Annotated in this window: 12 protein-coding genes and 1 pseudogene; 4 read left to right on the top strand and 9 right to left on the bottom strand. The window is 68.9% G+C overall.

Annotated features, from left to right (window positions below):
* The first annotated feature begins 127 nt into the window (after positions 1-127).
* Positions 128-1,270, top strand: a complete 1,143-nt coding sequence (locus ACFC79_RS17995; protein ID WP_376241153.1) for a mandelate racemase/muconate lactonizing enzyme family protein — start codon at positions 128-130, stop codon at positions 1,268-1,270.
* A 242-nt stretch (positions 1,271-1,512) separates the two neighbouring features.
* Positions 1,513-3,663: a DUF6351 family protein gene (locus ACFC79_RS17990; protein WP_376241151.1), complete on the top strand. Its 2,151-nt coding sequence runs from the start codon at positions 1,513-1,515 to the stop codon at positions 3,661-3,663.
* A gap of 99 nt (positions 3,664-3,762) precedes the next feature.
* Here ACFC79_RS17990 and ACFC79_RS17985 read toward each other — a convergent pair.
* From ACFC79_RS17985 to ACFC79_RS17975, 3 genes and pseudogenes are all read right to left on the bottom strand, one after another.
* Positions 3,763-4,194 (bottom strand): annotated as a pseudogene (locus tag ACFC79_RS17985) (MFS transporter); the annotation flags it as partial.
* Positions 4,195-4,852: 658 nt separating this feature from the next.
* Positions 4,853-5,686: a PIG-L family deacetylase gene (locus ACFC79_RS17980; protein WP_376241150.1), complete on the bottom strand. Its 834-nt coding sequence runs from the start codon at positions 5,684-5,686 to the stop codon at positions 4,853-4,855.
* Positions 5,687-6,292: 606 nt separating this feature from the next.
* Positions 6,293-8,344 (bottom strand): phosphocholine-specific phospholipase C, encoded by a 2,052-nt coding sequence (locus ACFC79_RS17975; RefSeq protein ID WP_376241148.1) that lies wholly within the window; start codon positions 8,342-8,344, stop codon positions 6,293-6,295.
* 564 nt (positions 8,345-8,908) lie between these two features.
* Between ACFC79_RS17975 and ACFC79_RS17970 the strand changes: the two genes are divergently transcribed.
* Positions 8,909-10,954, top strand: coding sequence for a discoidin domain-containing protein (locus tag ACFC79_RS17970; RefSeq protein ID WP_376241146.1), 2,046 nt, complete (start codon positions 8,909-8,911; stop codon positions 10,952-10,954).
* A 1-nt stretch (position 10,955) separates the two neighbouring features.
* On the opposite strand, the gene ACFC79_RS17965 is transcribed toward ACFC79_RS17970, so the two are convergent.
* Positions 10,956-11,549: a TetR/AcrR family transcriptional regulator gene (locus tag ACFC79_RS17965; RefSeq protein ID WP_376241144.1), complete on the bottom strand. Its 594-nt coding sequence runs from the start codon at positions 11,547-11,549 to the stop codon at positions 10,956-10,958.
* A gap of 714 nt (positions 11,550-12,263) precedes the next feature.
* Here ACFC79_RS17965 and ACFC79_RS17960 point away from each other — a divergent pair.
* On the top strand, positions 12,264-14,171 hold the full coding sequence (locus tag ACFC79_RS17960) for a potassium transporter TrkA (protein WP_376241142.1): 1,908 nt from the start codon (positions 12,264-12,266) through the stop codon (positions 14,169-14,171).
* 467 nt (positions 14,172-14,638) lie between these two features.
* On the opposite strand, the gene ACFC79_RS17955 is transcribed toward ACFC79_RS17960, so the two are convergent.
* From ACFC79_RS17955 to ACFC79_RS17935, 5 genes are all read right to left on the bottom strand, one after another.
* Complete coding sequence (locus tag ACFC79_RS17955) at positions 14,639-16,162, bottom strand: aldehyde dehydrogenase family protein (protein WP_376241140.1); 1,524 nt, start codon at positions 16,160-16,162, stop codon at positions 14,639-14,641.
* Between the two features lie 97 nt (positions 16,163-16,259).
* A complete protein-coding gene (locus ACFC79_RS17950; RefSeq protein WP_376241139.1) occupies positions 16,260-17,510 on the bottom strand; it encodes a GAF domain-containing protein in 1,251 nt (416 codons plus the stop codon).
* A gap of 108 nt (positions 17,511-17,618) precedes the next feature.
* Complete coding sequence (locus ACFC79_RS17945) at positions 17,619-18,212, bottom strand: N-acetylmuramoyl-L-alanine amidase (RefSeq protein ID WP_376241137.1); 594 nt, start codon at positions 18,210-18,212, stop codon at positions 17,619-17,621.
* A 420-nt stretch (positions 18,213-18,632) separates the two neighbouring features.
* Entirely contained in the window at positions 18,633-20,009 is a 1,377-nt protein-coding gene (locus tag ACFC79_RS17940; RefSeq protein ID WP_376241135.1) for an SWF or SNF family helicase, read from the bottom strand.
* The gene (locus tag ACFC79_RS17935) at positions 20,006-22,906 is read right to left on the bottom strand and encodes a DEAD/DEAH box helicase (RefSeq protein ID WP_376241133.1); all 2,901 of its coding nucleotides are present in this window, start codon (positions 22,904-22,906) and stop codon (positions 20,006-20,008) included. Before ACFC79_RS17935 ends, ACFC79_RS17940 begins: the two co-directional genes overlap by 4 nt.
* Positions 22,907-22,917 lie beyond the last annotated feature (11 nt).

The raw sequence follows: 22,917 nt of genomic DNA, 5'->3' as shown, positions 1-22,917 counted from the left end.
GTCAGGACTATTTCATTGAGGAAAGCCTTCTGGATGCATGGGTCTTGTGCTTCGACTCGACTGCTGCCGATGATGTGTTCTCAAGAACGATGCTGAAATTGCGGGAACGTTTTCATAGAGGAGTGGCATGAAGATCACCGGCCTGGAAGTGCTGACTCTCCCCGACCACGGCGACAGCATGATGCTGGTCGTGGTCGACACCGACGAGGGCATCCACGGCTTGGGCGAGGTCGGCATCAGGTCGCGCCAACGGGCGGTCGCGGGCGGCCTCGAGCACCTCGCGGAGCTGATCGTCGGCGAGGACCCGCGACGGATCGAGCACCTCTGGCAGGTGATGTTCCGGCGTGGGTTCTTTCCCGCCGACCGCGTACTCGGCGCCGCCATCGCAGCGGTGGACGTGGCGCTTTGGGACATCCGCGGCAAGGCGCTCGGCGTACCGGTGCATGAACTTCTCGGGGGCCGGGTGCGTGATCACGTACCCGCCTATGTGCATGTCGGCGACGGCTACCACGACCGCGCATGGTTCCTGGACCGCTGCCGCGACCTGGTCGCCGAGGGCTGGCGTCACCTGCGGTTCGCCTCGCCGCACGACGCCGACGGCACGCTCGACGCCCGCCGCTGCCTGCGCGACTCGGTCGACCTCTTCCACCAGGTGCGGGACGCGGTCGGCGACGAGGTGGAGCTGATCCTTGACGTCCATACGCGCCTGGATCCGCCGGAGGCGCTGACCCTGTGCCGGGAGGTCGAGGCGGCCCGCCCGTACTTCGTCGAGGACCCGCTGCGTTGTGAGAACCCGGACAGCTACCGCATGCTGCGGACCCGTACTGGCGTGCCACTGGCCGCAGGTGAGCAGTACGGCTCCAAATGGGAGTTCAGAACACTCATCGAGGACGATCTCATCGATTACGCGCGCGTGGACGTCGGGGTGGCCGCGGGCCTGACCGAGGCGAGGAAGATCGCGGCGATGGCGGAGACCCACCACATCAAGCTCGCCACCCACAACCCGCTCGGCCCGGTCACCGCCGCTTCCTCGCTCCAACTCAACCTGGCCTGCCCCAATGTGGCGATCCAGGAGCACCAGACAGACCCCGATCCGGCCATCGCCGATCTCTTCACCGCGCGGCCGACGATCCTGCCCGGTCGGGTGGAGCTGAGCGAACTGCCCGGCATCGGCGTCGACATCGACCGGGAAGCGGCGCGCCGGTGCCAGGCCGCGGCGGCCGAGCGCCCGCACTTGCGCACGGCGGACGGGGCGTTCACCAACTGGTAGTCGGGCAGGGCCGGTCCGCAACGCGGGCCCGCCCCTGCGCAATGGAAAGCCGCGTACAACCCTTGTGTCCCATCCGGTACCGAACAGGAGACCGGACAACGAGCGGGTCCCCTTCCGGTTACTGGCTGGGAAGCCGCACACCATGACAACGGGGCATTCGTATCACTGCCCCGGCGGGCCCACAGCCCGCGTCTGCACACCAAGTACGTATTCCCACTCCAGAAAGTGAGGCGAGTTCCGTCGTGCTGTTCAGAGGAGCCGCGAGACCGGTCGAACTGGGCCTTGCCGGCGTAGCGTTCATGGGCGTGCTGATAGGCGCGTCGGCGACCCCGGCCGGCAGCCAGGAACGCGAGAAGCTGCAGGTGTCGGTCGTGTCGTCGCGGCCCGGCACGGTGTCGGGAGACGACGCCCTGATCCGTGTGGAGGTGCCCGCCTCCGTAGCGGCCGACAAGGTCCGGATCGAGGTGGAGGGCCGGGACGTGACCTCGAACTTCCGGCCCTCCGGCGAAAATGCGCTGATGGGCGTGGTGAAGGAGCTGTCCAAGGGCGACAACAGGCTCACGGCCAGGGCTCAGGGCGCGGGCTCCGGACAGCTGACCGTGAAGAACCATCCCATTACGGGGCCGGTCTTCGCCGGGCCGCACGAGCAGCCGTTCGTCTGTGACACCGCCGAGTTCAAGACGGTCGCCGGCGGCACCCTGGGGCAGCCGATCGACAAGGACTGCTCGGTCAAGACCCGCGTCGACTACATGTATCGCACCACGGCCGGCAAGTTCGTTCCGTTGCCCGACGAGAACGTCCGTCCCGCCGACCTGGCGACCGCCACGACGAGTGCGGGCAGGAAGGTCCCGTACATCGTCCGCGTCGAGACCGGCACCATCAACCGCGGCATCTACGAGACGGCCGTGCTGCACGACCCGAACGCCGGTACCCCCGACCCGCTGCAGCGTGGGCCGGGCTGGAACGGGCGCCTCGTGTACGGCTTCGGCGGGGGCTGCAACGGCGGCTGGTACGTCCAGGGCCGCAACACCGTCGGCATCATGAACGACACGTATCTGAGCAAGGGCTATGGCGTCGCATCGTCCACGCTGAACGTCTTCGGCAACAACTGCAACGACCTCTTGGCCGCCGAGACGATGAGCATGGTCAAGGAACGCTTCGTGGAGACGTACGGCGAGCCTGCTTTCACCATCGGAAACGGCTGCTCCGGCGGCTCGTACCAGACCCACCAGATCGCCGACAACTACCCGGGTCTGCTGGACGGCATCCTCTCCGGCTGCAGCTTCCCCGACGTCGGCTTCGGGACGATTCAGACGCTCAGCGACGCCCAGCTCCTGAACCACTACTTCAAGGAAGTCGCGCCGGACGCGTTCACCAAGGAGCAGCAGAGGGCGGTCTCAGGGTTCGGGAAGTGGGAGAGCATCGGCAGCCTGGCCAGGGCCGGCGGCCGTATCGACCCCACGGTGTTCTGCCCGCCCCAGCTGCCCGAGGGGCAGCGCTACGACCCCGACACCAACCCGGACGGTGCCCGCTGTGACGTCTACAGTCACACCGTGAACGTCTACGGCGAGGTGCCGGAGACCGGGAAGGCGCGCAGGCCGCTCGACAACACCGGTATCCAGTACGGACTTGAGGCCCTGAACAAGGGGACCATCGACATGGACCAGTTCATCGACCTGAACCGGCGCATCGGCGGCCTCGACGACGACGCCAAGCCCGCCGCGGAGCGCACCGTCGCCGATCTCAAGGCGGTGCGGACGGCCTACCGCACGGGCCGCATGCTGAACGGCGGTGCCGGCCTCGCCGACATTCCGATCATCGACTACCGCGACTACACGGACGACGCGTCGGCCGGCGACATGCACATGCGCTTCCACTCCTTCTCCACCCGGGCGCGCTTGGACAAGGCCAACGGCACCCACGCCAACCAGGTCATGCTCACCCGCTCCAATGGGCACGGATTCACTCTCGCCGGGATGCTGTCCGACATGGACCAGTGGCTCACCGGCATCAAGGGAGACGCCGGCAACGACGCCCCTATCGAGAAGATCGTCCGCCACCGGCCGCAGGGTCTCACGGACGCCTGCTGGAGCCGCGGCATCGGTGCGAAGAAGATCGCGGAGCCTCAGGTCGAGGGCATCGACAACACCGAGTGCAACACCCTCTACCCGGTGTGGACGTCGCCGCGGATGGTCGCCGGAGCCGATGTGGCCAACGACATCATCAAGTGCCGCAAGCGTCCCGTGATCCGCTCCGACTACCGAGTGCCGGTGACCGACGGCCAGTTCAAGGATCTGAAGGCGATCTTCGCGGACGGTGTCTGCGACTGGTCCAAGCCCGGGGCGGGCCAGCAGGACCTCGCCGGTACATGGCTCTCCTTCGACCGGAAGTGACAGGATCGCGGCAGGTGAGCCAAAACGGGGGCAGGCACGACCTCCTGCTTTGGTGTCAGTGGTGGTGAACTCCCGCGTTCGTCGAGTTCAGCACCTCTTTCAGGTCCGCTGAAGCATCGTCACCCCTCCTCTCTTCCCCTCCTTGTCGTCAATGAGGGGAAGAGAGCATCGGGGGTGGGGAGCGGCCTGGCTGCTTTCCCAGCCCCGGCGGGCCGTGTCCAGCGCCTGCCGGGGACCGGACGCGGCGGACGATGGCCGCGAGCGCCGGCCGACGGCGCCGACGAGCAGACCGCCGATCACCGGTCCCGCAACGGGGGCGACCTGTCCGGGCACGGCCACGATGCCGATCACCCGTCCGTGCTGCTCGGGCTGAGCCGCCTGAGTCAGGATCGTCATGCTCAGCGGCACAATCACGCCGCCGCCGATGCCTTGGAGGGCCGGGAACGCGATCAGGCTTGCCATCGACCAGGCGGCCCGGCACAGAACCGAACCGGCGAGGAAGGCGCTGAGCGAGAACATCCACGTGGCTCGGGTGTCGAAACGTTAGGCGAGACGGCCGGTCGCCGGGATGGCCATCGCGATGGCCGGCAGGTAGGCGGTACTGACCCACTGGACCGTGGTCACTGACGCGTCGAACGTACGTGTGAGGTCGGCTGTCCTGATCGTCGTAGGTGTACGTCTTGGCAGTGCCGCCCTGCCCACGTCCTCGCCAGCTGAAGTCGAACTGATCACCTCAATGCACGAAGCGGCCCCCGCCGCCCGGATCGAGTCCGGGCAGCGGGGGCCGCTTCGTCGTCGCCAGAATCCTTTGAGCCCGCGGTGGACTACTCCTCGCCCGTGATCGGAACCAGCCGGGACGTGGGTTCAGCGACGGTGAGTTCGATAGACAACCCGAGGGTCCTCCCGAGAAGGTTGCCACCAACTGGCCGGACCGAGAGTCCTGCGTCTTCACGCAGCACGGTCAAGTGGACGGCAAAGGAGGCGGCGCCGAAGCGGCCCAAAGCACACCCGCAAACAGCAGCCTGTCCATGGCGAGTTGCGCCACTCACGGATCCCGCTCTGCGACGTTCGGGCCATCGTGGGCAGCCCGACTGCGGGCAGGAGCCCCAGTGCTGTGCTGGCCGCCACCCGACTGGTGAACTGTCCAGTCCACGCCGGCGCCAACGCGGTAATGACGACACACAGCGGATCAGCGAAGTCCGGCGAAGAGATCGTTCTCGGGTACGGCCGCGCCAGTGGCGTCCTTGACACGTACGACGGTCTCCATGCCCATCAACTCGCCGAACCTCTCCTTGCCCATCTTGAGGAAGAAGATGTTCTCGCCCTGACTGGCGTGCGCGGCCAGCGCATCGAACTTCTGACCGCTGAACGCGGTGGTGTCCACCCACGTGGTGATCTCATCGTCGGGCAGGCCGATCTCGGCCATCGCGGCGGCCTCGGCAGGATCCAGTTCAGGCATGTCCCCACGAAACTCGCGCATGGTCTCCCCGAACCGCTGCATCATCGAGCGGGGCATCGTGGTCCAGTACACCTTCGGTGTCAGCGCGGTCATCTCCAGCGCCGCCATCGTGATGCGGTGGGCCTGGATGTGGTCGGGGTGGCCGTAGAAGCCGTTCTCGTCGTAGGTGACGACCACATCGGGTCGGTAGTGCCGCATGAGTTCCGCGAGTCGGGCCGCGCCTTCCTCCACGGGGGTCCGCCAGAAGGATCCGGGGGCGTCATTGCTCGGCCAGCCGATCATCCCGGAGTCGGCATAGTCCAGCAGCTCCAGATCGCTGACCTCCAGTACGTCACAGCTCGCCTTGAGTTCTTGGCGGCGCATCAGGGCAACGGCCGCCGGATCATGCCCGGGATCGCCCGGCTTGACACCCGCCGGTCCGTCACCGCAACCGCCGTCGGTACACGTCACGAGAACCGTGCGGATACCTTCCGCCGCGTACCGCGCGAGGACCCCTCCGGTTCCGGTGGCCTCGTCGTCGGGGTGAGCGTGCACTGCCATGAGCGTCAACGGCTGCTCAATCATGAAACAGTCCTCCTGCAGAAAAACGGGTTGGTCCGAGTGCGCGGCGGGCGTACCGCGATCCTGGGGCCCGGATCCTGGCGGGGCGGCCCCCTTGCAGTCTCCGCGTCCCCCCGCCCGTACGGCGCCGGTCCCTCGGTCGATGTAACCGTGCCGACCGGGCCGGCTGTTCCCGGCACAGCCAATTGGCCTTCCAGGCGCCGGAGTTTCAACGCGAACGCGGTACAGGCGCGACCTGCACGTGGCAGCTCCACGTCGGCCTCCGTGCCTTGCACCAAGCCGCCAGTCAACCGAGTTCAGTGCCGCATGCTGCGCATCGGCCGCACAACACGTGCCGTCGCCGAACCGTTGCTCCGCGTGCTCGAAAGCGGAGGGCCGGGGTACAACGGTGTCCGCGCCGAACGCTGCACGCCGTCGTAGCCCCGCCGCGCCACGAAGCCCCGCCGGATATCCGTCAGGGCTTCGTCGTCGCACGCACTCTGCCAGAAACCGGCACCATGAGGACGACGCTCGGTGCCCAGGATCTCGATGAACTCCGGCACGTCACGCCAGTGCCTCGAAACCCTACGGGTGTGTGCCCCTCCGCCCGCCGGGTGGTGGGTGCAGGTCTCACACGGTTGCGATGCCCGGGTCGCTCACGCCGACCTGACCGTTGTCGACGTGCCCGGCCAGACGCCGCAGGTATCCGGCGTTGCCCTCGACGACGACCGTCAGGTCGTACCAGCGTTTGGTGGCGCGCAGGTCCATGCTCTGCACGATGGTGGCGCCGGCGTGGACCGTGTGGGTTTGATGCTCGCCGCCGTACGCGTTGGTCACGGTGAGGTGCGCGTCGGCGGTCGACGGGTTGGTCAGGGTGAGCTTCAGGTTGCCGGCGTCGTGACGTACCGTCACCTCCGGTTCGGCGGTTTTGTTGTTGCCCCTGAAGGTGCGCAGGAAGCCGTTGGGGCCGTGGACCGTGAGGTCGTAGCTACCGCCGGAGTACACCGAGTTCCAGCTGTCGGAAACGGGCTTCCCGGCTGCTGCCGTGTACGTCCACGGGCCGTCGGTGCGCTTCTGCGAGCGCACCTGGAAGGCGGCGCCCGCCCGGTCCCCTGCGCTGAACGTCAGCTTGTACTTGCCGGTGGTGAGGTCTGCGGCCCCGTCGACGTAGGGAGCGTAGGAGAGCGGGCGGCTCGGCCGTGCCCCGGCCTCTTGCCGGGGCAGGGTGCCCTGGGCGGGTGGCTTCGGCACGTAGCTGTTGTGGCGGTCGCGGTCAGGCGGGGTGTAGCCCGCGGTGTCCGGCAGGTCAGCCGGGTCTGTGATCTTGAGGGAGAAGTCGAAGGCGGATGTGAGGTCACCGCAGATGGCGCGCCGCCATGGTGAGATGTTGGTCTCCTTCACTCCGAACCGGTTCTCCATGAAGCGCAGGATCGAGGTGTGGTCGAAGGTCTCGGAGCAGACGTATCCGCCGGTGGACCATGGCGAGACGACGATCATTGGGACGCGTTGTCCGAGACCGTAGGGGCCTGCGGCGTATCCGATACTGCCCTTGTAGTGGTCGAGTGTGGTGTCGACGGTGGACAGGCCTTGGCCGGCGGAGGCCGGCGGGTAGGGCGGCACGACGTGGTCGAAGTAGCCGTCGTTCTCGTCGTATGTGATGAACAGGGCGGTCCTGCTCCATACGTCAGGGTTCGAGGTGAGCGCGTCGAGTACGTGGGAGATGTACCAAGCGCCGTAGTTTGCAGGCCAGTTGGGATGTTCGGAGAACGCTTCGGGGGCGGCGATCCAGGAGATCTGCGGGAGCCTGGCGGCTTTGACGTCGGCTTTGAGGATGTCGAAGTATCCGTCTCCTGCCTTGGCGTTCGTGCCGGTGCGGGCTTTTTCGTACAGGGGGTCGCCGGGCTTGGCGTTTCGGTAGTTGTTGAAGTACAGCAGGGAGTTGTCGCCGTAGTTGCCGCGGTATGCGTCGTTGATCCAGCCCCAGCCGCCGGCCGCGTCGAGGCCGTCGCCGATGTCCTGGTACACCTTCCAGGAGATGCCTGCCTTCTCGAGGCGTTCGGCGTATGTCGTCCAGCCGTAGCCTGCTTCCTGGTTGCCGAGGACCGGGCCGCCGCCGGTGCCGTCGTTGCCGACGTGGCCGGAGAGCATGTAGTAGCGGTTCGGGTCGGTCGCACCGATGAACGAGCAGTGGTAGTCGTCGCAGATGGTGAATTTGTCGGCGAGGGCGTAGTGGAACGGGATGTCGTCCCGTGTCAGGTACGCCATGGTGCCGGTGCCTTTGGCGGGGATCCAGTTGTCGTACTTGCCGTTGTTGAACGCGCTGTGGCCGCCGGCCCAGTCGTGGTCGAGGCCCGCGATGAATTGCATGCCCAGGTCGTCGGCGTCCGGGTGGTAGGGCAGGGTTTCCTTGCCGCCGCTTGTCTGGTGCCATACCGGTTTGCCGCTGGGCAGTGTCACCGGGCGGGGGTCTCCGAAGCCCCTGACGCCCTTCATCGACCCGAAGTAATGGTCGAAGGAACGGTTCTCCTGCATGAGGACGACGATGTGCTCGATGTCCAGGACGGTTCCGCTGCGCCGCGCCGCGGGGATGGCTGCGGCGCGGTCGATGGAGCCGGACAGGGCGGCGAACCCCGTGGTGGCTCCGGCGATTTGAAGGAAGCGACGCCGATTGATTCCGGTCATGGCTGTGAGGGTCCTCCTGTTGTGTCGGTGATGTCCGTCCTTGAAGAGGGGCAGACGGAGTATTCAAGAGGACCCGGACTTGAGGAAAGTGGGCCGAGGTGACGGTCGAGCAAAATGTGGGCGGCCGGCGTGCGGGCCGTCAGGGCGTCGTGGGGGATTCCGGAGCCGTTCGGCCGCCGGGGCCAAGGCGCTGATCAAATGTTCGGGACCGTTCATGGGCTGGATGCTGCTCGTCGCTCCGGCGGTCGGCGCTCTGAAGATCGTGCCGCAGCCATGGAACGTGGAGGTCGTCCCGTTCACGTTCGGAGCGCGGGAGGCACCCCAATGTCACCCCCCACCGATATCGGCCGGCACCCGCTTGCGCGAGGTGCCGTCGCGTGAGTTCCCCGGCCGCGACGACAGGCCGTCCCGAGAGGGCTTTCTTCAGGCGCCCGAGTTGACGGTATATCAAATGGGTCATCCGTCCCGGACTCTTGACTCAATGTCAGGTCCGCGCCATTCTCGACGGGACCTACGCGCGAGTAAGTTGGCGCGCGCCCATCCCGGACAGCGAAGGTAGCCCGGATGACCCTCCTCCGCAGACGTGGACTGTTTGCCGTTGTCGTCACCCTCCTACTGGCTCTCGGTGTGGGCTCCCCGCCCGCCGTCGGAGCCGACAGCCCCTGGTGGGAGCCCACGGCACGGCCGACCGCCGATTCACAGATCAACGTCACCGGCGAACCCTTCCGCGGCACGGACAGCCAGGGCCGGGTCCGTGGCTTCGTCGACGCGCACAATCACGTGATGTCCAACGAGGGCTTCGGCGGCCGCATCATCTGCGGCAAGCCGTTCTCCGAAGCGGGCATCGCCGACGCCCTCGCGGACTGCCCCGAGCACTATCCCGACGGCTCGCTCGCCCTCTTCGAGAACGTCACCGGTGGTTCGGACGGCCACCACGACCCGGTGGGCTGGCCGACGTTCAATTCCTGGCCCGCCCACAACTCCCTGAGCCATCAGCAGAATTACTACGCGTGGCTGGAGCGCACCTGGCGCGGCGGCCAGCGGATCCTGGTCAACGACCTGGTCACCAACGGCCTGTTGTGCTCGATCTACGTCAGGGACCGCGGCTGCAACGAAATGGACGCCATCCGTCTCGAAGCCCGCAAGACCTACGAGATGCAGGAGTACATCGACAAGATCTACGGCGGAACGGGTAAGGGCTTCTTCCGTATCGTCACCGACTCCACCCAGGCCCGCCAGGTCGTCGCGGAGGGCAAGCTCGCCGTGGTGCTCGGCGTCGAGACCTCGGAGCCCTTCGGCTGCAAGCAGATCCTCGACGTCCCCCAGTGCAGCCAGGCCGACATCGACAGCGGTCTGGACGAGCTGTACAAGCTCGGTGTGCGCAGCATGTTCCTGTGCCACAAGTTCGACAACGCCTTGTGCGGGGTGCGGATGGACTCCGGCACCATCGGGACGGCCGTGAACATCGGCCAGTTCCTCTCCACCGGCACCTTCTGGAGTACGGAGAAGTGCAGCGGTCCGCAGCACGACAACCCCGCCGGTAACGTGGCCGCCCCGGCCGAGGTGACCAAGCTGCTGCCCGCCGGCACCAAGGTGCCCGGATACGACAGCAGCGCGCAGTGCAACACCCGTGGGCTGACCCGCCTCGGCGAGTACGCCGTCAAGGGGCTGATGAAGCGCAACATGATGTTCGAGGCCGACCACATGAGCGTCAAGGCAGCCGGCCGCGCCCTGGACCTGCTGGAGTCGGCGAACTACCCCGGCGTGCTCTCCAGCCACAGCTGGATGGACGACGGCTGGCTGGAGCGTGTCTACCGCCTCGGCGGCTTCAAGGCCTCGTACATGACCAGCGCCGACAGCTTCGCCAAGGAATCCGCCGCCACCAGGGCGCTGCGCCAGAAGTACGGCGTCGGAATCGGCTACGGCACCGACATGAACGGCGTCGGCGGCTGGCCGGGACCGGTCGGACCCAGCGCCCCCAACGCGGTCAAGTACCCCTTCCGCAGCGCCGACGGCGGCTCCGTCATCGACCGTCAGCAAACCGGCCAGCGCACCTGGGACTTCAACACCGACGGTGCGGCCCATGTCGGGACGGTGCCCGACTGGATCGAGCAGATCCGGCTCAGCGGTGGCAAGGACACCGTGCAGGACCTGCTCGACGGCGCGGAGTCCTACCTTCGTACCTGGAAGGCGACCGAACTCCACAAGCCCGCACCCAACCTCGCCGCCGGCGCCGCGGCGAGCGCCGGTGAAACGGAGTGGAACCCGTTCACCAGCTACGCCGCCGAGAAGGCCGTGGACGGCGACACCGGCACGAGATGGGCGAGCGGCTGGTCGGACGACCAGTGGCTGCGGCTCGATCTGGGCAGCTCCCGTACGGTCGGCAAGGTCTCCCTGGACTGGGAACAGGCCTATGCGCGGGCCTACCGGATCGAGGTCTCGGACGACGGGACCACGTGGCGGACCGTGTGGTCCACGGACAGCGGGGACGGAGGTCTGGACAACGCGGTGTTCAGCCCGGTGCAGGCGCGGTACGTCCGTATCCAAGGCGTGACGCGGGCCACCAAGTACGGCTACTCGATCAACGAGGCAGCGGTGTACAGCCGCTGAGCTACTCCCGCACCAACGTCAGGATCTGGTCTGCGACGATGTCCAGCACGTCGCCCGCCTTCTCCTCGTCGCCCAGCACGAGGAAGTTGAGGGTGAGCCCGTCGGTCAGCGCGGCCAGATACCTGGCGGCCGCGGGCTCGGGCACCGTCAGCTCCACGCCGAGGACCGAGGGGAGCTGACGGATCACTGTGGTGTGTGCCGTGAGATAGCGCTCGTACTGCCGCCGGGCGAGATGCTCATAGCCGGGCTCCCGCAGGGCGTACTGGGTGAGTTCGTACGTCAGCATGTGCTCGCCGGGATTGGCCAGCACGTGATCCCAGTACGCCTGGAGCCCGGCGCGGATCGTCTCGCGCAGAGTGGGCCTGCGGATGAGCGTGGTGAGGACATCCGACTCGGAGTGCTCGGAGATGGTGTCCATCACCGCTTCGAGCAACTCCTGCTTGGAGTCGAAGCAGTAGTGGAAAACGCTCAGCGAGACACCCGCCTCCGCCACGACGGACCGTGTTGTGGTCTTCGCGACGCCATCGCGGGCCATCACCCGGATCGCGGCCTCGACCAGTTGCCTGCGCCGCTGCACCGACGGCATCCGCCCCATGGCGCCTCCTCCCCTGACCGGCGCAAGCATACGCTGCGGGGCACGCGCGGCAGCGGGCTGCGAGGCCATGCGGCCCCACAGGTCATCGGACACCCGACAGATCCTGCCGGTGCATCACACAACCGCTTGGAATCACAACGAACGTCATTCCGAAGCGATCAGTCAGCAGCGGATCAGGGACCGGGGCCAACAGGCGGTCGGCCAGAGCTGCTGCGGCGCCGAACCGTGCCCCGTCCGGCGCGGTGGCCCCGCCCGGCATCATGGTGGTGCGTCTCAACGATGTGCTTCGGTGGCAGTGCCGACGAAAGGCATGGGCAGGTGGATGAGGGTCACCATCGTGGGCGGGGCGTCGTCGGGCCGACCTGCGCCCTGGGCCTGCACGCCTGCTCGTTGCCTGCGACCTCACGGGACTCCACGGTTCCGCAGCAAGACCGATGAGCCGAGACTCCGGGCGTGGTGTCGGCGTTCTCATCCCGGTGGCGTGCATGAGCTTCCCGCCGGAACCGGCAGCGGCGCGCTTGTCGGGGTAGACCGCTACGCCTCGGGCGTTCCTCGCCGTTGGTCAGGCTGCATGGCCTGAACCGGCCCTTATGCGCGGCCCCTTGAGTGGGACCCCCGATCGGACTGGGAGAATGATCAACTGTGCTTCGTCATGGCCGTGACGACGGATTTCACGGCCTGTCCGGAGGCCGTGGGAGAAGGGGAGGGCAGGGGATGAGAGACAGGTTGCGGACCCGGTTCCGGTATTGGTTCGACGGCACCATGGACCGGGGAACGCCGGCCCTGATCAGCTGGTTGGCGCTCTCCTCGGTCGCGCTCATCGCGCTGGCCTCGACCTTGGTCGTCCTGTTCACAGACACGGACGCGGAGGCCAACGGCGGCTGGCTGGGTGTCGCGTGGATGAGCCTCCTGCGGACCCTCGACGCCGGAACCATGGGCGGGGACACCGGCGGCCCGGTGTTTCTCGGCCTGATGCTGGCGGTGACGCTCGGCGGCATCTTCATCGTCAGCGCGCTCATCGGTGTCCTGACCACTGGTCTGAACCAGAAGCTCCAGGAGCTGCGCAAGGGCCAGTCGCAGCTCATCGAGCGCGGGCACACCATCGTTCTGGGCTGGTCGGACCAGGTCTTCACTGTGATCTCCGAGCTCGTCGAAGCGAATCAGAGCGAACGCCGCTCGTGCGTGGTGATCCTCGCGGACCGGGACAAGGTTTCCATGGAGGACGCGATCCGGGCCCGCATCCCCGACACCGGCAGCACACGCGTCATCTGCCGCTCCGGAAACCCTCTCGTGCGGGCGGACCTGGAACTGGTCAGCCCGGACACGGCGAAGTCGATCATGGTGCTGCCACCTGTGGGCGATGACCGTGACGTCGACGTCATCAAGGCCCTCCTCCTGCTGCACAGCCGCCAGTGGGCCGGGAGCCGCCCACAAATCGTCGCCGCCGTCCACGACTCGGAGAACCTGGCGGCGGCCCGACTGGCCGCCGGCAGGAGCGCCCTCGTGATTGACGCCGAGGACATCGCGGTCCGCCTCATCGCGCAGGCGCACCGGCAGACGGGCCTTTCGACCGTCTTCAACGAACTGCTGAGTTTCGTCGGCAACGAGTTCTACTTCCACGAGGAGCCCGCCCTGGTGGGTTCGACGTACGGGCACGCCTTGAACGCCTTCGACCTCGGCGTCCCGGTCGGGCTGGGCGCCGGCATGGGAGACGTACTGGTCAATCCGCCGATGGACACCGTCATCGGCCCCGGAGACCAGATACTCGTCGTCGCCGAAGACGATCTGCTCATCCGGCTGTGCGAGGCCCGCCCGGCGATCGTCGAGTCGGCCATCACGTCGGCTCCGGCGCAGTCACCGACGCTCGACCGGACCATCCTGATCGGCGAGAACTCCCGTACGGCAAAGCTGGTCACGCTGCTGGACAGCTTTGTTCAACCCGGTTCGACGCTGGACATCGCCGCGCCACGACGGCCGGAGGCCGCCCTGAGCGATACGCTCGCCAATCTCACGGTGGGGTTCAAGGCCTGCGAGCCGACGCGGAGGTCCTCGCTGGAGGCCCTGGACTTGGGCGGCTACCAGCACATCGTCGTGCTCTCGGATGACACCATCGCCTCCGGCCCCGCAGACGACCGGACCCTGGTGACCCTGCTCCACCTGCGGGACATCGAGGAGTCGCTCGGTGACCCGTATTCGATCGTCACGGAGATGAACGACGACGGCAACCGTGAGGTCGCCCAGGTCACCAAGGCCGACGACTTCATCGTGAGCACCAAGGTGATCAGCTTGCTGCTCACCCAGCTCACCGAGAACCGCCACCTGCACGCCGTGTTCACCGATCTGTTCAACCCGGAAGGCTCGGAGATCTACATCAAGCCGGCATCCGACTATGTGGTCCCCGGTGTCGAGGCCAATTTCGCCACGGTGATCGAGGCCGCACGGCGACGGGGGGAATCCGCCATCGGCTATCGGCTCGCCAGACGCGGTGAGGAGCCTCCCAACTACGGCATCTTCCTCAACCCGTCCAAATCGGCCCCGCTCGTGTTCGGCTCGAAGGACGCGGTCGTCGTCTTCGCCGAAGGGGAGGCTGCTCCGGTGGGCGGCGACGGGCGCGGCCGGTAGTCGTGGTGGCCCAGTGGCGGTGGCGGTGGTGGTTCCTGAGGGCGCCGCGGTGACAGCAGTCTGTGCGTCACCGCGGGAGCGCGTCGACCTCCTCGGCCGGGTCATGGCCGCTGAGGTCCGAACCCCGCAGGGCGACCCCGCCATGCCGGTCGAGGGAGTGTGTTCGTCGAGCGGGCCAGAGCATCGAGGTTCTGTTCCGCTTCTACGCCAGGTTCCTCGGCGGCCTCCAGGAGCACGCCAACCGCCTCATCGAACAGTTGATGAAGGATTGGGACCGCGCCAGTCGAGGCGAAGACGTAGTCGAGCGATCCGCCCTGGACCGGAAATGGACCGGAACAGCTGGTCCGGAGCGGGATAGCTATGGGAGAAACTGGGAGTTTCCACGTGAATCGATCTCGACTGTTTCTGAACCGAGCGACAGGCGCCTGACCGGTAAAAGCCCAGGTCAGGCGCCTCTTCTCGTGCGTCTAGAAGAAGCCCAGCTTCTTCGGCGAGTACGACACCAGAAGATTCTTCGTCTGCTGATAGTGCTCCAGCATCATCTTGTGGTTCTCCCGGCCGATCCCCGACTGCTTGTAGCCGCCAAATGCAGCGTGGGCCGGGTAGGCGTGGTAGCAGTTCGTCCAGACCCTGCCCGCCTGGATGGCACGGCCCGCCCGGTACGCGGTGTTGATGTCGCGGGTCCACACGCCCGCGCCGAGCCCGTACAGGGTGTCGTTCGCCGTCTTGATCGCGTCGTCGAAGTCCGAGAACGACGTCACCGCGACGACCGGGCCGAAGATCTCCTCCTGGAAGACCCGCATCCGGTTGTCCCCCTCGAACACGGTCGGCTGCACATAGTAGCCGCCCGCGAGTTCGCCGTCGTACTCGATGCGCTGACCGCCCGTGAGAATCTTCGCGCCCTCCTGCCGACCGATGTCCAGGTACGAGAGGATTTTCTGCAACTGGTCGTTGGACGCCTGCGCGCCGATCATCGTGTTCGTGTCCAGCGGGTGCCCGGTGACGATCTTCTCGGTCCGGGCGATGCCCGCCTCCAGGAATTCGTCGTAGTGCCCGCGCTGGATCAGCGCACGCGACGGACAGGTGCAGACCTCGCCCTGGTTGAGGGCGAACATGGTGAAGCCCTCCAGAGCCTTGTCGCGGAAGTCGTCGTCGGCGTTCCATACGTCGTCGAAGAAGATGTTCGGAGACTTGCCGCCCAGTTCCAGCGTCACCGGCTTGATGTTCTCGGAGGCGTACTGCATGATCAGCCGGCCCGTCGTCGTCTCGCCGGTGAAGGCGATCTTCGCGACGCGCGGGCTGGACGCGAGAGGTTTGCCGGCCTCCGCGCCGAAGCCGTTGACGATGTTGACGACGCCGGGCGGCAGCAGGTCCGCCACCAGCTTCAGCCATACGTGGACGGAGGCAGGGGTCTGCTCGGCCGGTTTGAGCACCACCGCGTTGCCCGCCGCGAGGGCGGGAGCCAGCTTCCAGGTGGCCATCAGGATGGGGAAGTTCCACGGAATGATCTGCGCCACGACCCCCAGCGGCTCGTGGAAGTGGTACGCGACGGTGTCGTCGTCGAGCTCGCCGAGGGATCCCTCCTGCGCGCGCAGCGCACCCGCGAAGTAGCGGAAGTGGTCGATGGCCAGCGGGATGTCGGCGGCCAGGGTCTCCCGCACCGGCTTGCCGTTGTCCCAGGTCTCGGCGACCGCCAGTTCCTCCAGATGGGCCTCCATCCGGTGGGCGATGCGGTTGAGGACCGAGGCGCGTTCCGCCGCCGGTGTGGCTCCCCAGGCGGGCGCCGCGCCGTGTGCCGCGTCCAGGGCCCGCTCGACGTCCTCGGCGGTGCCGCGGGCGATCTCGGTGAAGGGACGGCCGTCGACGGGGCTGGGATTCTCGAAGTACTGGCCTCGCGCGGGCGGTACGTACGCGCCGCCGATCCAGTGGTCGTAGCGGGATTCGTACGAGACGATGGCGCCCTCGGTGCCCGGCGCGGCGTAACGGGTCATCTCTCTGGCCTCCGGATCCGGTGCCGCCCGCCGTTGGACGGCTCTCGGAGTGAGAGTAGAGGGCAGGACGTTGCAATCCCGTTGCAACGGCGCGCCCCTACCTCTGTTCGGCCTCCAGCGCGCCGATCCTCGCGAACACGGCAGCACGCCGACCCGTGGGCACCGCCGCCGCGAGCGCACGCCAGACCGGCAGGTCGTTCTCGCCCCAGGAACTGTGGACCCAGTCGGCCAGCAGCGTCGGGTCACCGCGTGCGATCAGTGCGGCCCGCATCTGCGCGTCGAGCCGGTGTCGCAGCCGGATCACGGACGGGGCCTGCGAGCCGGGCAGCAGCGGACCCGCATAGGCGTCGAGTGCCGATGCCACCGCCCCGGAGGCCAGCCTGCGCAGGACCGTGTCGAAGTCGGTGTCGACCGGAACCGCGATCCGGTAGGGGCGGGAGAGGAGAAGTTCCGGTCCCAGGAGCCTGCGCAGCCGGGAGAGTTCGGCGCGCAGCGTCACCGGGGCCACCGGCTCGTCCTCGTGGAGTTCGACGAGGAGCTCGTCACCCCCGAGGCCCTCGGGATGGCGTGCCAGCGTCACCAGGAGTTCGCTGTGCCGTCTGCTGAGCCGGATCCTGCGGCCTCCCACGACGAGCAGGGCCTCGTCCCGCCCGAGCGTGCTGAGCCGCACCGTCCCCTCGGCCGGGGAAGGCGCCAGCAGCGCGAGCTGCGATTCGGCGGCACGCGCCACCGCCTGCACGAACGCCAGGCTGTGCGGGTGCGCGAGCCGGTCCCCGCCGGTGACGTCCACCGCGCCCAGCACCCGACCCGTGCACGGGTCGTGCAGCGGCGCCGCCGCGCACGTCCACTGCTGGACCGGACGCAGGAAGTGTTCGGCGGCGAACACCTGAACCGGTCGGTCCACCGCGATGGCCGTGCCCGGCGCGTTCGTCCCGGCCACCGACTCCGCCCACCGCGCGCCCTCCACGAAGTTCATCCGGCTCGCCGCTCGCCGGGCCGTGGCGTGTCCCTCCACCCACAGCAGCCTGCCGTGGGCGTCGCAGACGGCGAGCAGGTGCTCCCCGTCCGTCGCGTACCCGCACATCAGCTCGCGGATCACCGGCATGACGGGGGCCAGCGGATGCCCGTCGCGGTAGGAGCCGAGGTCGTCGGCGCCCAGCTCGACCGGGGCCGTGCCGTCGGGACTGACCCGGGCCCGCGCCGAGCGGCGCCACGACGCGCCGACCACCGGACGCACCGGCGTTTCCAGTCGGCCGGCCGTGGTGAACACCTCATGTGCGGACCGCAGTCGGCCGAGGTGCCGTCCCGGGTCCGTACCGGCGTCCAGGGCCACCCAGGGATCCGTCAACTCAGTCTCCCGTCCCGCCGCGTCGTGCACACCCATCGTGGCCGCAGCCGGTGTCCGCGGCAAGCGTGGTGCGGACGGCAGCCGGACGGGGGCCGCGGTGCGGGTGTCTCAGCCCGCCGAGTACAGATTGACGAGACGGATGTAGCGCACCCAGTCCCAGTTCGGCCCGGGGTCGGTGTGGTCGGTGCCCGGGACCTGCGCGTGCGCGAGGATGTGCGCCCGGTCCTTGGGGATGCCGTGACGGTCGCAGATCGAGGCGGTCAGCAGCGCCGACCTCTTGTACATGGCCGAGGTGAAGTACGAGGGCTGGTCCACCCAGCCCTCGTGCTCGATGCCGATGCTGCGCGTGTTGTAGTCCCAGTTGCCCGCGTGCCAGGCGACGTTCTGTTCACGCACGCACTGGGCCACGTAGCCGTCCCCGGAGCGCACCACGTAGTGCGCGGAGACCTGCTTGGCCGGGTTCTGGAAGATTCCGAGCGTGCTCGAGAACGTCTCCTGGGCCACATGGATGATCACGTATTGGACGGGATACGTCGAAGGGCGGTTGGACGCGGTGTAGTTGGACGTGGACGCAGGGGCCCAGTGGGCGAGGGGATAGTCCGTGTCACCGGCCGTCGATGCGGCCGCGGCGCGGGCCGAGGCCGGGAGCAGTGTCGCCGCGGCTGTGGCCGCCGCGCCCTGAAGGATCCTTCTGCGGTGCATGAACACTCCTGTTGCGTGTGGGGAAAAGAGCAGGGGAAGCGGTGAGGCGATCGGCGACGGGACGACAACGCCGCGGTCCCCGCGCGGGTGACGGCGCAGTCCGCGACGGCGTGTCCCCGGGGCAGCCGCTCCTCGCGGATCTCCGCGACCCGATGGCGTCGCGTGGCAGCCCGCTGCCCGAATCCTCCCGCATGCTCTGGCTCCTTGGTCCGATGCTCGGAGGACGTCGTCCGATGTGCGACCGAGCGTCGCGCGCCCCACCGTACGGGCGGCGTGCGGGAGACGGAAGACACTGAGCGCCCAAGTGGAGTACCACCGCGGCGGGTTGAGCAGGAGCGCGCGGTATGTCGCCGAGTCAGGCCACACCGTTCACGCCGCGCTGCTCACCTCGCTCTCCCCGTTCCCCTCTCCCCGTTCCGCTCACGCCGTTCCGCTCACGCCGTCGAGCGCCGCCGCCGGATCGTCGTCCGCCGGTCCTGCCGGAACCCAGCGTCCGTCCTCCTCGCGGAAGGGCCACCAGCGCCCGTCCCGCCCGTACCGGAGCTGCACACGGTCCTCCGTCGCCGTCCAGCGATTGCCCGTGCACCGCATCCGGGGCCGCTCGCTCTCCTCCCACGCGTCGGCCAGCCGCGACCGGGCACCGGCCAGCACCTGGGGGTCCGGCGTCCACTCCTCGTCGAGTACGGCGAGCCCTGCCGCCCCGCCGTATCGCCAGGCCCGTACCGCCGCGTCCAACTCGGCCCGCTGTCGCCCCGATGCGGCGGCCAGCCGGGCCGCCGTCCAGCGTTCGGGCCGGGTGTCGGCGAGCAGCCGCACGGCGTCCTGCTGCGGTGTCAGTCCGGTCGGCAACGGCTGCCGCGCATGGTCGGGGGCGAGGGCGTCGGCCAGCATACGACGGGCGCGTGCCGCGCCGTCCGCGGCCAGCAGTTCCAGGACCGCCGCATCGACGCCGGGTTCCGGTGCGGTCTCCGTGTCGAGCGACGGAACCGGGCCCGGTTCCTCGGGAAGCGGCGGCGGGGGAGGCAGCGGGGGCAGGATGTCCCGGGCGGCGAACGCCTCGTCCGCCCGCACACCGTGCCCCGGGTCCACCACCGCGTCGCCCCCGTCGGCGTCGGTGTCCGGTTCGGACGGCCCCCGCCCGGTGGCGCGTGCCGCGATGCGCAGCTGGAGTTCGTCCAGGAGGCCACGTTCGCCCCGTCCTCGCAGGAGCAGGAGGACGAACGGGTCCTGATCGAGCAGCCGCGCGACCTGGTAGCACAGGGCGGTGGTGTGTGGGCAGTGGTCCCATGCCTCGCAGCTGCACCGAGGGTCCAGATCGCCGATTCCCGGCAGCAGTTCCACCCCCGCCGCCGCCGCGTCCTCGACGAGATGGGGCGGCATCTCGCGGTCCAGGAGCGCCGCGACGTGCCCGGACCTGGAGGCGGCCACATCCAGGAACCGTTCCCAGTCCGCCTCGCCCAGTTCCTGGAGCAGCACGTCACCGCGGTGGCTCGACGCGTCCCGGTCCCGGACGACCGCGGTCACCCGGCCCGGACGCACGGATACCGCGCCGACCCGGCCCTCGCGCGCCAGCCCGCGCCCCTTCTTGAGCTGGGCGCCGTCCAGAGCGGTCTCCTCCAGGGCCTTCAACCACGCCCGTCCCCACCAGGACGACGCGAAGGCGCGGCCGCGTGCGGGCGGCAGCGCGGCGAAGGTGCGTTCCGGCTCCGGCGCGCCGTTCGCCCGTGCGGGACCGTCGGCGTCGTCGGCGTCCGCGTCGTACCCGTCGCCGTCGTAGGTCTCGTACCCGTCGTTCATCGTGCGCCCCCTCGCAGCTCCACCAGCTCGGCCAGTTCCGCGTCCGTCAGTTCGGTCAGTGCCGCCTCCCCGGAACCGAGCACCGCGTCCGCCAGCCCCTGCTTCCGGGCCAGCAGGCCGGCGATCCGGTCCTCGACGGTGCCTTCGGCGATCAGCCGGTGCACCTGCACCGGCTGGGTCTGGCCGATCCGGTATGCGCGGTCGGTCGCCTGCGCCTCCACCGCGGGGTTCCACCACCGGTCGAAGTGCACGACGTGCTCGGCCCGGGTGAGGTTGAGTCCGGTTCCGGCCGCCTTCAGGGACAGCAGGAAGACCGGCGCCTCGCCCGCCTGGAACCGCCGCACCATGGCCTCCCGCTCCGCGACGGGCGTGCCGCCGTGCAGGAACTGCGTGCGCACTCCACGCGTCGCCAGGTGCTGTTCGAGCAGCCGGGCCATCTGCACGTACTGCGTGAACACGAGCACGCTCGCGTCCGCCGCCAGGATCGTGTCGAGCAGCTCGTCCAACAGCTCCACCTTGCCCGAACGGCCCTCGATCCGCGGTTCGTTCTCCTTGAGGTACTGCGCGGGGTGGTTGCAGATCTGCTTCAGCGCCGTCAACAGCTTCATGACCAGGCCGCGCCGGGCGAAGCCGTCGGCATTCGAGATCGCGTCCAGCGTCTCCCGTACCACTGCCTCGTAGAGTCCGGTCTGTTCGGCGGTCAGCGACACCGCCCGGTCCGTCTCGGTCTTCGGCGGCAGTTCGGGTGCGATGCCCGGATCCGACTTGCGGCGCCGCAGCAGGAACGGCCGTATCAGCGCGGCGAGCCGTTCGGCCGCCGCCGGATCGCCACCCTCCGCGGTCCGCGCGTAGCGGGTGCGGAAGGTGCCGAGGCGGCCCAGCAGACCGGGCGTGGTCCAGTCGAGGATCGCCCACAGCTCGGACAGGTTGTTCTCCACCGGGGTGCCGGTGAGCGCGACCCGGGCGCGGGCGCCGATCGTGCGCAGTTGCCGGGCCGTCGCCGAGTACGGGTTCTTGATGTGCTGGGCCTCGTCGGCGACGACCAGCCCCCATCGGACCTCGGCCAGCCGTGCCGCGTCGAGCCGCATCGTGCCGTACGTGGTGAGCACGAACCCACCGTCGGCCGATCCCGTGAGGTCGCGCGAACCGCCGTGGAAGCGGCGCACCGGCGTGCCCGGGGCGAACCGCTCGATCTCCCGCTGCCAGTTCCCCATGAGCGAGGTCGGGCAGACCACGAGAGTCGGCCCGGTGTCCGGGTCGGTGTCGAGCCGGTGCAGGTGCAGGGCGATCAGCGTGATGGTCTTGCCCAGTCCCATGTCGTCGGCGAGGCAGCCACCGAGACCCAGCGACGTCATGGTGTGCAGCCAGTTCAGGCCGCGCAGCTGATAGTCGCGCAGTACGGCGGCGAGCGCCGTCGGCGCACCGATCGTCCGCCGGCCGGGGCGCGCCCCGTCGGACTCCGGGTCGGTCAGCAGCCTGCGCAGGTTCTCCAGCGGGCCGGTGGCGCGCACCTCGACCCGGCGGCCGCCGACCTCGGCGGAACCGGTCAGTACCGCGCCCAGACCGTCGATCGGTGTGACCTTGCCGTCCTGCAACTCGTGGGCGCGCCGTACCTCCTCGGGGTCGATCAGCACCCACCGGTCGCGCAGCCGCACGACCGGCCTGGCGGCCTCGGCGAGACGGTCCAGCTCGGCGCGGCCGAGATCCTGGTCGCCCAGGGCGAACCGCCAGTCGAACGCCAGCAGCGAGTCGGCCGACAGGAGCGGCGGGGCGTCCGAGGCGGCGCGGGCGGACCGATCGTGCTCCGGGTCCGCTCCGTCGTCGGGCGAACCGATCACGGCGCGTGCGGTGAGCGTGCGGACGAGCTCACGGGGCCAGTGCACCTGGACCCCGGCTGCGGCGAGGGCCCGTCCGGCCGGGCCGAGGAGTTCCGCGAGTTCCTCGTCGGCCGGTTCGACGGAGCCGGGCACCGCGGCCGACAGGAGCGGTGCCAGAGCCGGCCAGGCCCGGGCGGCCCGCCGCAGCGCGAGCAGCGCGTCCATCCGGGCACGGGGACCGAAGGCACCGGTGGCCGGTCCCGTCCAGACATCGGCCGCATCGGCAACCAGCGTCGGATCGTTGACGCCGTGGACCTGCACAACGGCCCGGAAGGACGGACCGTCGGCCGGATCGGCGTCCTCGCCGGTGCCCTCGCCGGGGGCCGCGGGGCTGGTCATCTCCATCCGCAGCGAGAGCCGTACGCCCGCGTCGTGCCCGGCCGCGACGTCGGTGGCCCAGCCCCGCTGCTCCGGGACGCGTTGCGGCGCGTCCGCGGCGAACGCGGGGCTCCCGGCGGCGAGTTCGGCGGCGGGCGTGCGCGGCAGGCCGTCCGCCACCGCGTCGAGGAACGCGCGCAGCAGTCTCTCGGGTTCGGGCAGCAGCACGGGCTGCGCCGCCGCGTCGAGCGGTACCGCATGGGCGAAGGGCGGCATCGAGGCGGCGAGCGTACGGATGCGCGACTGATCGTCGGCGGTCAGCGGGCCGGCCCGCCAGGCATCGTGGTCGGTTGCCGTGAGCCCGGGCAGCAACAGGCCGCGGGCGGCGAGTTGCAGGGCGAGGAGGGCGGCGGCGCCCCAGAACGCGGCAGCTCCCGAGGCGTGCTCGGAGACCCGCGCACGTGTCAGTACGGGCAGTGCGTCGCGCACCGGAAGCATCAGCGCCGGCACGGCGTACACCCCGGTGTCGGCACCCACGACGGTCAACTCCTCGACGGAGCCGGGACCATCGGGCGGACTGCTGCCGTCCGGGTGCCAGAAGGCGACGCGGCCGGTACGGGACGGATCTCCGGGCACGAAGACCACGGAACAGCCGGAGAGCGCGGAGACCTCGGAGAGAGTTGCGGCAGGGAACCTGTGCACAGAGATGGCCG

This window comes from Streptomyces sp. NPDC056061 (assembly GCF_042266885.1).
In the GTDB taxonomy this organism is placed as follows: Bacteria; Actinomycetota; Actinomycetes; order Streptomycetales; family Streptomycetaceae; genus Streptomyces.
This window is presented reverse-complemented; position numbering and strand designations above follow the sequence as displayed.

Coding starts and splice junctions, on each gene's coding strand:
- ACFC79_RS17965 (WP_376241144.1), bottom strand. CDS start 11,549: ATGGGGCGGATGCCGTCGGTGCAGCGGCGCAGGCAACTGGTCGAGGCC.
- ACFC79_RS17980 (WP_376241150.1), bottom strand. CDS start 5,686: ATGATTGAGCAGCCGTTGACGCTCATGGCAGTGCACGCTCACCCCGAC.
- ACFC79_RS17975 (WP_376241148.1), bottom strand. CDS start 8,344: ATGACCGGAATCAATCGGCGTCGCTTCCTTCAAATCGCCGGAGCCACC.
- ACFC79_RS17955 (WP_376241140.1), bottom strand. CDS start 16,162: ATGACCCGTTACGCCGCGCCGGGCACCGAGGGCGCCATCGTCTCGTAC.
- ACFC79_RS17995 (WP_376241153.1), top strand. CDS start 128: ATGAAGATCACCGGCCTGGAAGTGCTGACTCTCCCCGACCACGGCGAC.
- ACFC79_RS17960 (WP_376241142.1), top strand. CDS start 12,264: ATGAGAGACAGGTTGCGGACCCGGTTCCGGTATTGGTTCGACGGCACC.
- ACFC79_RS17970 (WP_376241146.1), top strand. CDS start 8,909: ATGACCCTCCTCCGCAGACGTGGACTGTTTGCCGTTGTCGTCACCCTC.
- ACFC79_RS17940 (WP_376241135.1), bottom strand. CDS start 20,009: ATGAACGACGGGTACGAGACCTACGACGGCGACGGGTACGACGCGGAC.
- ACFC79_RS17945 (WP_376241137.1), bottom strand. CDS start 18,212: ATGCACCGCAGAAGGATCCTTCAGGGCGCGGCGGCCACAGCCGCGGCG.